The 14,006-nt window shown below is 63.9% G+C and carries 14 protein-coding genes; 6 read left to right on the top strand and 8 right to left on the bottom strand.

Annotated features, from left to right (window positions below; translation table 11 throughout):
• Positions 1-5: 5 nt before the first annotated feature.
• Entirely contained in the window at positions 6-1,319 is a 1,314-nt protein-coding gene (locus tag BG57_RS09710) for an MFS transporter (RefSeq protein ID WP_035962595.1), read from the bottom strand.
• Between the two features lie 41 nt (positions 1,320-1,360).
• Positions 1,361-2,635: a glucarate dehydratase family protein gene (locus BG57_RS09705; protein ID WP_035962594.1), complete on the bottom strand. Its 1,275-nt coding sequence runs from the start codon at positions 2,633-2,635 to the stop codon at positions 1,361-1,363.
• 153 nt (positions 2,636-2,788) lie between these two features.
• Between BG57_RS09705 and BG57_RS09700 the strand changes: the two genes are divergently transcribed.
• A complete protein-coding gene (locus tag BG57_RS09700; RefSeq protein ID WP_035962593.1) occupies positions 2,789-3,493 on the top strand; it encodes a GntR family transcriptional regulator in 705 nt (234 codons plus the stop codon).
• A 10-nt stretch (positions 3,494-3,503) separates the two neighbouring features.
• Here the strand turns inward: BG57_RS09700 and BG57_RS09695 are convergent, their stop codons facing one another.
• Both BG57_RS09695 and BG57_RS09690 read right to left on the bottom strand, forming a co-directional pair.
• Positions 3,504-5,141: a methyl-accepting chemotaxis protein gene (locus tag BG57_RS09695; protein ID WP_035962592.1), complete on the bottom strand. Its 1,638-nt coding sequence runs from the start codon at positions 5,139-5,141 to the stop codon at positions 3,504-3,506.
• A 133-nt stretch (positions 5,142-5,274) separates the two neighbouring features.
• Positions 5,275-6,093 carry a class I SAM-dependent methyltransferase gene (locus tag BG57_RS09690; protein ID WP_174447204.1) on the bottom strand — a complete coding sequence of 273 codons (819 nt, stop codon included), beginning with the start codon at positions 6,091-6,093 and terminating at the stop codon, positions 5,275-5,277.
• Between the two features lie 139 nt (positions 6,094-6,232).
• On the opposite strand from BG57_RS09690, the gene BG57_RS09685 reads away from it, so the two are divergent.
• Positions 6,233-7,303: an SDR family oxidoreductase gene (locus tag BG57_RS09685; RefSeq protein ID WP_035962590.1), complete on the top strand. Its 1,071-nt coding sequence runs from the start codon at positions 6,233-6,235 to the stop codon at positions 7,301-7,303.
• Between the two features lie 49 nt (positions 7,304-7,352).
• Here BG57_RS09685 and BG57_RS09680 read toward each other — a convergent pair whose 3' ends face one another.
• Together BG57_RS09680 and BG57_RS09675 are read right to left on the bottom strand one after the other, a co-directional pair.
• Positions 7,353-7,772 (bottom strand): organic hydroperoxide resistance protein, encoded by a 420-nt coding sequence (locus BG57_RS09680; RefSeq protein ID WP_035962588.1) that lies wholly within the window; start codon positions 7,770-7,772, stop codon positions 7,353-7,355.
• A 36-nt stretch (positions 7,773-7,808) separates the two neighbouring features.
• A complete protein-coding gene (locus BG57_RS09675; protein ID WP_035962587.1) occupies positions 7,809-8,024 on the bottom strand; it encodes a DUF4148 domain-containing protein in 216 nt (71 codons plus the stop codon).
• A gap of 276 nt (positions 8,025-8,300) precedes the next feature.
• Between BG57_RS09675 and BG57_RS34105 the strand changes: the two genes are divergently transcribed.
• From BG57_RS34105 to BG57_RS09665, 3 genes are read left to right on the top strand one after another with little or no spacing between them, the layout of a single operon-like run.
• The gene (locus BG57_RS34105) at positions 8,301-8,423 is read left to right on the top strand and encodes a hypothetical protein (protein ID WP_268238048.1); all 123 of its coding nucleotides are present in this window, start codon (positions 8,301-8,303) and stop codon (positions 8,421-8,423) included.
• A 7-nt stretch (positions 8,424-8,430) separates the two neighbouring features.
• Entirely contained in the window at positions 8,431-9,171 is a 741-nt protein-coding gene (locus tag BG57_RS09670) for a response regulator (RefSeq protein ID WP_035962586.1), read from the top strand.
• Positions 9,168-10,511 (top strand): sensor histidine kinase, encoded by a 1,344-nt coding sequence (locus BG57_RS09665; RefSeq protein ID WP_035962585.1) that lies wholly within the window; start codon positions 9,168-9,170, stop codon positions 10,509-10,511. The genes BG57_RS09670 and BG57_RS09665 overlap by 4 nt, the downstream gene beginning before the upstream one ends.
• 11 nt (positions 10,512-10,522) lie before the next feature.
• On the opposite strand, the gene BG57_RS09660 is transcribed toward BG57_RS09665, so the two are convergent.
• Entirely contained in the window at positions 10,523-12,241 is a 1,719-nt protein-coding gene (locus BG57_RS09660; protein ID WP_035962752.1) for a cytochrome c biogenesis protein DipZ, read from the bottom strand.
• 206 nt (positions 12,242-12,447) lie between these two features.
• Here BG57_RS09660 and BG57_RS09655 point away from each other — a divergent pair, with 206 nt between their 5' ends.
• The gene (locus BG57_RS09655) at positions 12,448-13,005 is read left to right on the top strand and encodes a thioredoxin family protein (protein WP_035962584.1); all 558 of its coding nucleotides are present in this window, start codon (positions 12,448-12,450) and stop codon (positions 13,003-13,005) included.
• Between the two features lie 12 nt (positions 13,006-13,017).
• Here the strand turns inward: BG57_RS09655 and BG57_RS09650 are convergent, their stop codons facing one another.
• Complete coding sequence (locus BG57_RS09650) at positions 13,018-13,920, bottom strand: LysR family transcriptional regulator (RefSeq protein WP_035962582.1); 903 nt, start codon at positions 13,918-13,920, stop codon at positions 13,018-13,020.
• Between the last annotated feature and the right edge of the window lie 86 nt (positions 13,921-14,006).

The following is a 14,006-nucleotide window of genomic DNA, read 5'->3' as shown; positions in this document are numbered from 1 at the left end:
CGGCATCACGTTCCGCGCCGCGTGACCTGCGCATGACCCCGCACGGCGGGCGTCATGCGCGCGAAGAACACGATGACGGCAGCCGCTACCGACACCACCGCAAGCGCGGTCAGCCCGCCCTGAATCGAGCCGGTCTTCTGCTCGAGGAAGCCAAACGTCGCCGGCGCAACGAAGCCGCCGAGATTGCCGATCGAGTTGATGAGCGCAATCACCGGCGCGGCGATACGTGCGTCGAGATAGCCTTGGGGAATCGGCCAAAACAACGAAGAAGCCGCCTTGAAGCCGATTGCCGCGAAGCAGATCGCGACGAACGAGAACACCGCGCTGCCCGTGCCCGCCGCGTACATGCCCGCCGCCGCGATCAGCAACACGCACGCGACCCACGCCTGTTGGAACTTGAAGCGCGCCGCCAGCGCCGCGAACACGTACATCGCGACGATGGAGATAAGCCACGGAACCGAGTTGAACAGACCGACCTGAAAGTCGTTCAGATGCCCCATCTTGCGGATGATGCTCGGCAGCCAGAACGTTGCACCGTAGATCGTCAGCGACACCGAGAAGTAGATCAGGCAGAAGATGATGATCTGCGGATCGCGCAGCAGGCTCAGCGCCGATGGCCGCGCGACATGCGTGGCTTCGCGCTCGCGCTGCTCTGCTTCGATTTCGCCGACGAGCGCATCCTGCTCCGCGCGCGTGAGCCACTTCGCGTCGTGCGGCTTCGAGTCGAGCCAGAACCACACGAAGCCCGCGAGCACCACCGATGCCATGCCTTCGATGATGAACATCCACTGCCAGCCGTGCAGCCCATGACCTTCGATCAGCAGCAATGCGCCGGAAATCGGCCCTGAGAACACGGAGGCGAGCGCCGAGCCCGAGAGAAAGATCGCCATGGCGCGGCCACGTTGATCGCGCGGCAGCCATTGCGTGAAGTAGAACACCACGCCGGGAAAGAAGCCTGCTTCGGCCGCGCCAAGCACGAGACGCATCACGTAGAACGAGGTCTCGCCTCGCACGAACGCCATGCCGACCGCCGCCAGTCCCCACGTCACCATGATGCGCGTGAGCCACGCTTTCGCGCCGAAGCGCTGCAACAGCATGTTCGACGGCACTTCGAACACCGCATAGCTGACGAAGAAAAGCCCCGCGCCGAGACCGTACGCCGCCGCGCCGATGCCGAGATCCGCGCTCAAATGCTGCCGCACGAAGCCGATGTTCACGCGGTCGATGTAATTGACGATGAACATCACCACGAAAAGCGGCAATACGTGCCACTTGATCTTTGTGACGGCGCTGTGCAGCGCGTCGGCTCGATTGCTCATGAATCTGTCTCCTTCGTTATGGGGGTCGAGCGTCGAGCCGGTCAAAAGCGCGGGTTCTTGCCGCTGAAATCCGGCTGATACTTGCGCATCTGCGTGAGGTCATCGCGATTGCGCACGCCGCAGGTCAGATATTGCTCGTGCAGCACGGCAAGCTGCTCGCGGTCCAGTTCGACGCCGAGACCCGGCGTCGTCGGCACGCGAACCGCGCCGTTGTCGAACTTCACGCGGCCGCCCTTGATGATCTCTTCCTCCTGCCACGGATAATGCGTGTCGCAGGCATAGGTGAGATTGGGGATGCTCGCGGCGACATGCGTCATCGCCATCAGGCTGATGCCGAGATGCGAATTCGAGTGCATCGACATGCCGAAGCCCCACAGCCGGCACATGCGCGCAAGCGTCTGCGTGGCGCGCAAGCCGCCCCAGTAGTGATGATCGGAGAGCAGCACCCTGATCGAGCCCATCTCGCAGCCGCGACGGAAATCGTCCATCGTCGTGATGACCATGTTGGTCGCGAGCGGCAGCTTCGTATGCTTCTGCAACTCGGCCATGCCTTCGAGACCGGGGCACGGATCTTCGTAGTATTCGAGAATTTCATCGAGTTCGGGGGCGGCCTCGATGCTCGTCTTCAGTGTCCAGTTCGCGTTCGGGTCGAGACGCAGCGGCATGCCGGGGAACGCCTTCGCGAGCGCCTTCATGCACGCGATTTCATGCGATGGCTCGAACACGCCGCCCTTCAGCTTGATGCTTTGGAATCCGTACAGATCGATCATGCGCCGCGCCTGCGCCACGATCTGTTCCGGGCTGATGCCCTCGCCCCACGCATCCGGCGCGTAAGGCCTGTCGATATGCTCCGCGTATTTGAAAAACAGGTACGCGCTATACGGCACTGCATCGCGCACCTTGCCGCCGAGCAAATCGACGACCGGCGCACCGACGATCTGCCCTTGCAGATCCAGCATCGCCACTTCGAGCGTGCTGATGACCTTCGGCGCGTTCTTGGCCGCGTGGGAGCCGGGCGCAAGCTCGAACTCCACCGCGCCGGGCGTCGCCTTGATCGTCGCGCGGACGCGCTCTTCCATCGCGTTCAGATCGAACGGCGAGAGGCCGATGGCCAGCGACCTTGCCTGGTCGAGCACGCGCAGCATCGGTTCGTCGCCGTAGGTCTCCGAGATGCCGACGCGGCCATCGCTCGTCTCCAGTTCGACGATCGCGCGCAGTGCCCACGGCTCGTGAATGCCCGCCGCGTTGAGCAACGGACCGTCGCGGAAGGCGATCGGCGTGATTCTGACCTGGGTGATGGTGATGTCGCGCGTCATGTCGGAGATTCCGGTGAACAAGGAAGTCCGTGCATCTTAAACACTAATATATTAGTGTTTTATCGGTGAAAGTACCGAGGGCGGCCAATTGTTCGGCCTGACCGCGCGGATTGGTATGCTGGAGCCGAATCCGTCTTCCACTCAGCTTTCAGCATGAACCTCAACGACGCACCACCGGGGGCGCATCGCCTCGACCGCTCCCGTCACGCCGCGCCGCAAGTCTTCGAACGCCTGCGCGCGATGATCGTTTCGCTGGAACTCGCGCCCGGCAGCGTGCTGTCGCGTGCCGATCTCGCCGCGCAATACGGCCTCAGCCAGACGCCGGTGCGCGACGCACTGATCAAGCTCGGCGAGGAAGGGCTCGTCGATATCTTCCCGCAGCACGCCACGGTCGTCAGCCGCATCAGCGTCAGCGCCGCGCTGCAAGCGCATTTTTTGCGCCGGTCAATTGAAATAGAAGTGGTCCGCACGCTGGCGATCGAACGCGACGCCGCGCTGATCGGCCGTCTGCGCGAGACCATCGACGCGCAAAGCCGCGTGCTCGCTCCCGCCGATAACGAGCGCTTCGTGCTGCTCGATCAGGATTTTCACCGGCAGATGCTGGAGGCCGCGGGCGTGCCGCAATTGTGGGAACTGGTGCGGCGGCGCAGCGGGCATATCGACCGGCTGCGGCGGCTGACCTTACCCGTCGAGGGGAAGACGTCGGCGGTCGTGCGCGATCACACGGCCATCGTCGATGCAATCGAAGCGAACGAACCCGACGCCGCGCAAGCCGCGATGCGCAGCCATCTGTCGGGCACGCTCGGACAGATCGACCAGATTCGCGCGAATCATCCGGACTTTCTGACGGATCACTAGCGGCACAACGTCAGAACGTGGCCCAGTCGCCTTCCGCCGTGGCAACGGCCTTGGCGGCGCGCTTCGGTTGCGCGGCGCTGCGCGTCGACGCAACACTGGCCGATGCCGGTGCGCCCGTGCGGAACACCGCGACCGCCGCGCGCAACTGCTCGGCCTGATCTTCGAGCGAGCCCGCCGCGGCCGCCGCCTGTTCGACGAGCGCGGCGTTCTGCTGCGTCACCTCGTCCATTTGCGCGATGGCCTGATTGACCTGCTCGATGCCCCGGCTCTGCTCGTGCGATGCCGACGCGATCTCGCCCATGATGTCCGTCACGCGTTGAATCGCGATGCCGACGTTCTGCATCGTCTCGCCCGCGCGGGCCACGAGTTCGGTTCCCGCCTGCACGCGGCTGCCCGACGTTTCGATCAGATCCTTGATCTCCTTCGCGGCAGTCGAGGAGCGCTGCGCGAGGCTGCGCACCTCGCTTGCCACGACCGCGAAACCGCGGCCCTGCTCGCCGGCGCGGGCGGCTTCGACTGCCGCGTTGAGCGCAAGAATGTTGGTCTGAAACGCAATGCCCTCGATCATGCCGATGATCTCGGCGATCTTGTCCGAGCTTTGCTCGATGCCGGCCATCGTCTCGACTACCTGACCGACGATTGCGCTGCCCTCGCTGGCCACCGCATTGGCGGTATCGGCGAGGCTGCTCGCCTGCTTCGCGTTATCGGAATTCTGCTTCACCGTGGACGTCAACTGCTCCATGCTGGCCGCCGTTTCCTGCAGCGACGCCGCCTGTTCTTCGGTGCGTGAAGACAGATCGGTATTGCCCGCCGCGATCTCCTTGCTGGCGCTCGCGATCGCCTCGCTGCTGCCGCGCACGCTGCCGACGGTGACCGCGAGCTTGTTCTTCATCGCCGCGACGCCGGCGAGCAGTTTCCCCATTTCATCGTGACTCCTGATGATTACTTCTCGCGTCAGATCGCCGCTTGAAATATGTTCGAAGTGATCGAGCGCCTGAGCAAGCGGCGTCATGATTGCGCGGCGCAGGAAGTACCAGCCCGATACCGCGGCGGCGACACCGACGAGCAGCGAAAACATGCCGATGATGCGCAGCGTCAATACCTTGCTGTCGTTTTCCGCGTCCTGACGGGCCGCATCGGTGAGCTGATATTCTCGCAGCGTCCTGAACGCGGCGCTCACGCGATCATACGACGCGGGCAGTTCCTTCAACGCCGAGCGGCGAACCTGTTCCTGATCGTGCCGGTCGATAGCCGCACCGAACGTTTCGATGGCCTTGCGCATGTCGGCGCGGGCCGCGATGACATCCTTCGCGATCGCCTCCTCATCCGCGCCACGCGGGATCGCGTCGTACTTCTTGTACCAGTCGTCGGAGTTGCTCAGCAGGCTCTCGGCGCGCGCACGCATCTGGCGCGCGTCCGGCGCATCGGGATCGAGTGCATAAGCGTCCAGTTGCATCCGTGCACGGCTCATATAGATGTCCGAGACCCCTAGCGCATTGACGGACGGCAGCGTGCTGAGACCCAGGTCTCTCGCCGACGCGTCGATCGCGTTCATTCCGTACAGACCGAAGCCTACGCAGACAGAAAGCAGAACGCCCAGAAAAGTCATGGTGAGCGCAAGCCGCGCCCGGATTGTCAGAGTCATCATCTATTTCGCCTATGCGCGCGCCAGGAACAGGATCCTCGCGCCGGGTCTTTGGTTGCTTACGTGGGTGCTTCTGCTTATCGGCCAGCATGCGCGAAACTGTAATGCACCTGTAGTCTCTGACGACGCAGAAGGGTCACGTCCTTGCGGTGATGACTATCGCCTGCATCGCGCCATCGACGGGGCCGTGCCCGAAGCTATCGGCGATGGCGGCGGCGCATGCATCCGTAGCAGTCGATAACGCATCGGGGCCGCGCGCTTCGAGTTCGAAGCGCAACGGCGTGCCCTGGCAGAAGCCGATCGCGGCCATCATCGGCGAACCGGCATGACTGCTGTCACGCACGACTTCGAACGACATATTTTTGTCGAAGCCACCCGCACGGAGGTCACGCTCGATGACCGAACGTTCGTAATAAGCATGCGGCGTGCGTGCGAAGAACATCGGCGGATCGGCGGGAAAGATGCGCGACATCGTCTCCGTGACGATTGAAGCGAACGCGTTGTTTTCGATGCAGTCCCATACGTTAATGATCAACGCGCCACCGGGGCGCAAGACGCGATGCATCTGCGCGAAGGCCTCGGGCTTGCCGGGGAAGAACATCGCGCCGAACTGGCAAACGACGACATCGAAAGACGCATCGTCGAAAGGCAAGTGCATCGCGTCGGCCTGTCGCCACTCGACGGGTCTCGCCGTGCCGACTGCTCGCGCGCGTTCGAGCATGGCCGGGTTGAGATCAGTCGCGACGATGACCGTCGATTCGGCGAGCGCATTCGCCAGCGCGCGCGTGACGACGCCCGTCCCCGCCGCGACTTCGAGCACGCGCGTTGGCCGTTGCGACGCGACGCGAGCCGCGATGTCGTCGGCATAGCGTGCAAAGATCAGCGGCACGAGGCAGGTGTCGTATATCTCGGGGATTGCACCGATGAAGCGCTTGTCGGCGTTGTCCTTGTCGATCATGTCGCGCTCCCTTTGCCGTGCATGCATGGGCGGTGTTATGAGTCTAGGTGATCGCGGCCTCTTCAAGCAGGCTTTCGCACAATCCGTCACACTAGGGCGATGACATCGTTCAACTCACGCACGAGCACGCAAAACAATGGACAAACGAGCACTGATCATCGGCGCAACGGGCATCGTCGGACGCAATCTGTTCGAGCATCTTCAAACGCACGGCGACTGGTCGATCGCGGGGCTATCGCGGGGCCGAACGCCTGCGCCCGCCGGCATGGAGTCGATCACGGCCGACCTCACATCGGCTTCATCCGTCGCGGATGCCCTGAAAGACCAGGAATTCACCCACGTCTTCTTCACCGCATGGTCGCGCCAGGCGACCGAGGCCGAGAACATCCGCGTGAACGGCGCGATGGTGTCGAACGTGCTGGACGCACTGGGACCTTCGGGCGCGATCACGCACGCCGCGCTCGTCACGGGGCTGAAGCACTATCTGGGACCGTTCGAAGCGTACGCAAAGGGCAACGTTCCGATAACGCCGTTTCGCGAGGAGCAAGGCCGGCAGCCGGTCGACAACTTCTACTATGAGCAGGAGGACCGGCTCTTCGACGCAGCGGGGCAGTTCGGCTTCGGCTGGAGCGTGCATCGTCCGCATACGATCATCGGCTATGCAGTCGGCAATGCGATGAACATGGGCGTGACGCTCGCCGTCTATGCGACGCTTTGCAAGGCGACCGGCGAGCCGTTCGTGTTCCCCGGCTCCGCTGCGCAGTGGAACGGCCTCACCGACATGACCGACGCGCGCCTGCTCGCGCGGCAACTCGAATGGGCCGCGACGTCGCCGATGGCGCGTGACGAAGCATTCAACGTGGTCAATGGCGACGTGTTTCGCTGGAAGTGGATGTGGGAGCGTATCGCCGGATATTTCGGCATCGAGCCCGCGCCCTTCGATGGCGAGACGCGGCCTCTGGAGAACCGCATGCAGCACGCCGGCAAGGCATGGGCCGACATTGCGGCGCGCCATGCGCTGGCCGAAGCGGACATCGACAAGCTCGCTTCATGGTGGCATACCGATGCCGATCTAGGCCGCCCGATGGAAGTGCTGACCGATATGTCGAAGAGCCGCAAGGCCGGCTTCCTCGATTATCAGAGCACGCCCGATGCGTTCTTCGAACTGTTCGACCGGCTGAAGGCGGAACGCATCATTCCGGCCTGAACCGGCGGCAAGGCGTGCATCGCTGCACGCCTTCCCTCCGACGATTGCATCACACCACGCGAATGGTGACGTCGATGTTTCCGCGCGTCGCCTTCGAATACGGACACGTGCCATGCGCGCCCTCCACGATGGCCGCGGCCACGTCGCGCTCGATGCCCGGCAGCGTCACCGCGAGCCGCGCACGCAACTGATAACCGTCGGCGTTGGTGCCGAGATCGACTTCGGCGTCGACGGCGGTATCGGCGGGCAGCTTCACCTGCAACTTCGCGGCGGCCTTGGTCATCGCGCCGATGAAGCAGGCCGACCAGCCCGCCGCGAATAGCTGCTCGGGATTGGTGCCCGCGCCCGCCGATCCGGGCGGCGAGAGTTGCAGGTCGAGCCGGCCGTCGGTGCTGCGCGCGTGGCCCTCGCGGCCTCCCGTGACATGCGTGCTGCCGGTATAAAGAACAGTGTCGATGGGCTTGGTCATGGTGTGATCCTCAAAGTAGCGTATTGATCGGGCGGCTTAGCTTCCGCGATACAGGTTCGACAGCGCGGCGATCTGCCCGCTCTTCTGCGCCTGCACGAGTTCGTTGCGCACTTCCGCGCGGGTCTTGCCCATCTCGCGATGCGCCTGCGCTACGGACGGATTCGGCATGGCGCTGCTGCTGGTCACGGCAGCTTGCGCGGCTCCGGCGAAAGCACTGGCGGCGAGTACGAAAGCGATGATGGAAGTCTTCATGATGTCCTCTGCGATTGGATGTACGGCGATTAAGTGGCAAACGACGCTTCCGATGCCTGCTTCGCCTGCTTTGCCTGGCGGCTTGCATCGGTTGCTGCCGTTGACGTATTGAAACGCCGCGGTGTATCCGTCATGTTTCAGCGAGAGGGTCTGCTCGAATCGTCATGTATCGCGTACGACAGCGGATACACTGCGATACAAAACGCCCCGGCCAGCAGTCGAAGGGCGGCGCGTTTCGCGATATAAAGCTTGCATCGTCCATCATGGAGCAATGTCGTGAAGCGTATGCTCGCAATCGTCGCCATCGTCGCAGGACAGATCGCGACCGAACTGGCGCATCCGGTGCAATGTCTGCTCATCGATCCCGCCCGGCTGCAAATCAAGCGCAGGAAGTCCTGAACGAGCAATGGAACACACCGACCATGTGCTGATCGTCGACGATGACCGCGGCATCCGCGAGCTTCTTGCGACGTATCTGGAAAAGAACGGCATGCGCGTGTCGCTTGCCGCGAATGGCCGTCAGATGCGCGCGGCGCTGGAACAGGGCGCGCCCGATCTGATCGTGCTGGACCTGATGCTTCCCGGCGAAGATGGCCTCGTGCTATGCCGCGAATTGCGGGCGGGCAAGTTCCGCGCGGTCCCTGTATTGATGCTCACCGCGCGCAACGAAGAAGCGGACCGCATTCTCGGCCTCGAAATGGGCGCGGACGATTACTTGCCGAAGCCCTTCGCCGTGCGCGAACTGCTTGCGCGCATGCGCTCCGTGCTGCGGCGCACGCGCATGCTGCCGCCGGGCATGCAGGTCACGGAGACCGCGCCGTTGCTCGCGTTCGGCGACTGGCGGCTCGACACCACGGCGCGTCATCTGCTCGATGCGGAAGGCACGATGGTCGCGCTCTCGGGTGCTGAATATCGCTTGCTGCGCGTGTTTCTCGATCATCCTCAACGCGTGCTCACGCGTGACCAGCTGCTCAATCTGACGCAAGGCCGTCAGGCCGATGCGTTCGATCGCTCGATAGACCTTCTCGTGAGCCGTCTGCGTCAACGCTTGAGAGACGAGGCGCGCGAGCCGCGCTACATCAAGACGCTGCGCAGCGAAGGCTATGTATTCTCCGCCGCCGTGACGCCGCTTGGCGGGGCGCAATGAACACGCACACGGAAGCATCGGCAAGCGCGCCGGTCATCGCTTCTTCGTGGCTACACTGGCCGCGAACGCTGTTCGCACGGCTCGCGTTGATCCTGCTGATCGGTCTCGCCCTCGCGCAGACGGCGGCGTTCTGGCTCACGATGACCGAGCGCGACCAGAGCATGACGAACGTCATGACCGGTTATGTCGAACGCGAAGTGGCAAGCTCCGTCGCGCTGCTCGATCATCTGCCGCCGGACGAGCGCGCCGCGTGGCTGCCACGGCTCGCGCGGCGCAGTTACGAGTTCATCCTCGGCCCCGGCACGGGCGGCGTGGCCCCGGACGCCGCGTTGTCGGCGCGCTTCGCGCAGTCCATTGCCGATGGCATCGGCAAGCGTTATCCGCTGACCGTGAACGCGATTCCCGGCGATACCCAGCGTTTTCAGGTGCACTTGCGTCTCACCGACGGCTCGCCGCTCACCATCGACATGCGGCCGATGCAGGGCACGCCCGTATCCGGCTGGCTGCCGTTCGTGCTCGCGCTGCAACTCGCGGTGATCGTCGCGTGCTGCTGGCTGGCCGTGCGGCTCGCGACGCGCCCGCTCGCACAACTCGCCCGCGCCGCCGATACGCTCGGCCCCGATCTCAAGGGCCAGCGCCTGCCCGAACAAGGACCGGAAGAGGTCGTGCACGCGGCGAAAGCGTTCAACGCGATGCAGGACCGCGTCGCGATGTACATGGCGCAGCGCATGCAGATCCTCGCCGCCATCACGCACGACTTGCAGACGCCGATCACGCGCATGCGCCTGCGCGTCGACGTGATGGACGACGATACAACCGGCGCGAAGCTGCGGCAGGACCTGCAGGAGATGGAGACGCTCGTGAAGGAAGGCGTCACCTATGCACGCACGTTGCACGGCACGCAGGAAGCGGCTGTGCGCATCGATCCGGACGCACTCATCGAAAGCATCGTCGATGATTATCGCGACGCGCGCAGGGACGTGTCGCTCGAAGGACGCATCGGGCATCCGCTGGTGACGCGTCCGCAAGCGTTGCGGCGCATCGTCGGCAATCTGGTCGACAATGCGCTCAAGTTCTCGGATGCAGCGGAAATCCGCGTCGAAACATTGGCCGATGGCCGCACGCGCGTTTCGGTGATGGATCGCGGCCCGGGCATACCCGACGCATCGCTCGAAGCGGTGTTCGAACCGTTCGTGAGGCTCGAGGAATCGCGCAACCGAAGCACCGGCGGCACGGGCCTGGGGCTCGCCATCGCGCGCCAGCTTGCGCGCGCGATGGATGCCACGCTAACCCTGCACAACCGCGACGGCGGCGGTCTCGAAGCCCGGCTCGTGCTGTGATCGCGTTGCGGTTAGCCGAACGTGAACGCGAGGGCTCGCGCGCCGGCATCGAGAAATTCGATCTCGAAGGTGCGATCGTCGACGGAACCGCTTTGCCGCACGAGCTGATACAGGCGCGCAGCGGTGACGACGCCATTGCCTTCGGCATCGACATCCGCGCCATGTGATGCGCCCGGCGGCTTGCCGTCGAGCGTGACGCGGATGCGAACCGGTTTGCCATCGTCAGCGGGTGCGAGCACGAGGTGCAGATCGCGTGCGTGGAAGCGATAGGCAACGCGCGCGTGAGCGGCCGCCGGCACGGCCGCCTCTGCGCCGACGTTCCACTGTCCGCCGAAAGCCCACTCGTTAAGCGCAAGCTGTTGCGGCAATGCATAGGTTGACGAAGTATCTCGAACGATGCGCTGGTCCAGCGCGAGGCCTTCCGACTCGCGATAGCCAAGATACGTTTCATTCGATGCGACGTGCGCGGCATCGGCGGCCACTTGCGTGCCGTTCGCCGCCACCAGATTGCCATCCGTTGCGCCCGGCGTCTTGCCAAGCAGTTGACGGATGGCGCCTTCGGCCTCGTCGTAATCGCCTTCGCCGAAGTGGTGATAGCGCACGCGCCCCTCTGCATCGACGATATAGAACGCCGGCCAATAACGGTTGCCGAACGCTTGCCAGATGCGGTAATCGTTATCGACGGCTACCGGATACGACACATGAAGATCCTGCAAGGCGCGCTTTACGTTGCGCGTGTCGTGCTCGAAGCCGAACTCGGGTGTATGCACGCCGAGCACGACGAGCCCGTCGCCGCCGTAACGCTGCGCCCACGTCCTGAGATACGGCAGCGTGCGCAGGCAGTTGATGCACGAATACGTCCAGAAGTTGACGACGACCACCTTGCCGCGCAACGCATCGCGCGACAGCGGCGGCCCGTTGAGCCATTCGGTCGCGCCATCGAGCGCGGGCAGCTTGCTTTCCACGGGCAACGCCGATGAAGGCGTCGATGGCGGCGTCTTCGGCGTCGCGGACGCAAAGCCGATGAGCCTGCTTTCGATGCGATCCGTCGATACGCCCTTCACGCTTGCAAGCACGCGCGTATCGGCGCCGGATGCGATCGCCGCGACGGTCAGCAGCACGAGCGCACCCATCGCGCGGCGCAAGTGTTCGCCGATACCGAACGAACGCTTGAGCGCATCGAGCGCGCGCTTGCCGAGCGACGACGCCACGGCGAGCGCGACTGCCGCGCCCGTCGCGTAGGCCGCGAGCGCAGCAGCGGTCTTCCACGTTGCGCCATCGAGCGCCGCGCCCGAGAGGATCGCACCGAGTATCGGTCCTGCGCACGGCGCCCACAGCAGGCCCGTCGCCGCGCCGAGCAACGTGGCGGAGAGCACACGGCGCGACGCCATTTGCGACTGCGAACGCGCGATGATCCGGTCGGCAAGCGATGACAGCGGACGTGTGACGCGTGCTGCAATCGACGGAAACACGAGCGATGAACCGAAGAGCGCGAACAGCGCGAGCGCGATCCATCGTCCATACTGGTTGAATTGCGCGGCGCCGGCGAGGCCCGCGGCACCGAGGCCGGTGACGAGCGTGAACGTGCCCGCAAGCCCTGCAAGAAGCGGCAGACGGTCGGTGAGAAAAGGCCGGTCCGTGCGCGCGAAGACGAACGGCACGACCGGAAGTATGCACGGACTGAGCACGGTGAAAGCGCCGCCGAGAAACGCGATGACGATGAGTAGCACGAGGGTCTCCACGAGGTTGAGCGATGACCCGTATTTGAAGGCTCGCATGTATCGCGTGAGTGTCCGAAGCGCGGCGGTTGTGTATCGCAATGTATCTGCGCGGCGCGCGGATACACGGCAATGCGATCTCTTCCGGTAGCCGACACAGTGCGGATACACCGGGGCGCTTCAATGCACTCCATCGTCAATCATCTTGGAGAGTCGTCATGTTGAATCGTCTCAGGATTGCAGCCGTCGCCGTGGGACTCGCCGCGACCGCTGGTATTGCGGCCTTCGCGTCGGGCAATGTCTCGGCGCTTGCGCCGGCTGCCATCGCGACCGGTGCGGATGCGCCCAATTTTCAGGGCATCGACAACTGGTTCAACAGCGCGCCGCTGGACCTCGCGAAGCTGCGTGGCAAGGTGGTGCTCGTCGATTTCTGGACCTTCGATTGCATCAATTGCGCGCATACGCTGCCGTACATCAAGGCGTGGGATGCGCGGTATCGCGACAAAGGGCTCGTCGTCGTGGGCGTGCACTCGCCGGAATACGCATTCGAACGCGATACCGGCAATCTGAAGAAAGCGATCGAGCGCAATGGCATTACTTATCCGGTCGCGCAGGACAACGGTTTTGCGACATGGCGCGCGTACGGCAATCAGTACTGGCCCGCGCTGTATCTGATCGATCAGAACGGCAAGCTCGTTTATAGCCACTTTGGCGAAGGGCAATACGCGCAAACCGAGGAGAAGATCCGCAGCCTGCTCGCGAACGAAGCGAAGTGACCGATACGCGGCTCATGCGTTCGTCGTGCGATAGCCGGCCTTCAGTGCGTCAAGCACGAGACTGACTGCGCGCGACGATCGCCGGCGGCTCGGATAAAAAACGTGATGGCCGACGAAGGTCGGGTGCCAGTCTTCGAGAACCCATTGAAGGCGGCGGCGCGCGACGTGCGGGGCCGCGAGATCCTGAGGGATATACGCAAGGCCGAAGCCCGCGAGCGCCGCGTCGAGCATCTGGTAGGTGTTGTTGAAGACGAGCTGGCCGCCTACCCTCACTTGCAGTTCCCGCCGCCCCTTCTTCAGTTCCCACGCCAACAGCGAATCCCGAGTGGGAAGACGCAGGTTGATGCAGTTGTGAAGCGTCAGGTCTTGCGGCGCCCTGATCGGCGGGTGCGACCGAAGATACGCGGGCGCCCCGACGATCGCCATCGTCAGATCCGGTGCGATCCGCACCGCGACCATGTCCTTTTCGACCTGATCGCCCAACCTCACACCGATGTCATAGCGACCCGCGACGATATCCGTCAGCCCGTAGTCGTTGATGATTTCGAGCTTTACTTCGGGATACTGCCGCAGGACGGTCTGCACACGAGGCCACACGTACGTATTCACTGCGTAATCGGTCGTCGTGATTCGAACGGTTCCCGCTGGCCGGTCCGTCGACGACTTCAACGAATCCAGCTCTGCCGCGATCTCTTCGAGCCGCGGCGCAACGGCCGCAAGCAGCTTTTCGCCGGCCTGCGTCACGGATACGCTGCGTGTCGTGCGCGTGAGAAGCGGCAGCCCCATCCGCTCTTCGAGCGCGCGGACGGTGCGGCTCAGCGCGGATTGAGACACGCCCAGTTGCGCAGCGGCGCGAGTGAAGTTTCGCGCACGCGCGACCGCCATGAAGGCGGCGAGGTCGTTGAAGTCGTGCATCGATTCATGCTCCTGTGCATAAGGGCATGCCGATTTTGCCACCTAGTCGCACGCGTGACGAGTGCCTATAGTGGCCGGCAGATCAT

The sequence above is a fragment of the Caballeronia grimmiae genome, from assembly GCF_000698555.1.
Classification (GTDB): Bacteria; Pseudomonadota; Gammaproteobacteria; order Burkholderiales; family Burkholderiaceae; genus Caballeronia; species Caballeronia grimmiae.
The sequence above is the reverse complement of the archived record's forward strand: the minus strand, read 5'-3'. Positions and strand labels throughout refer to the sequence as shown.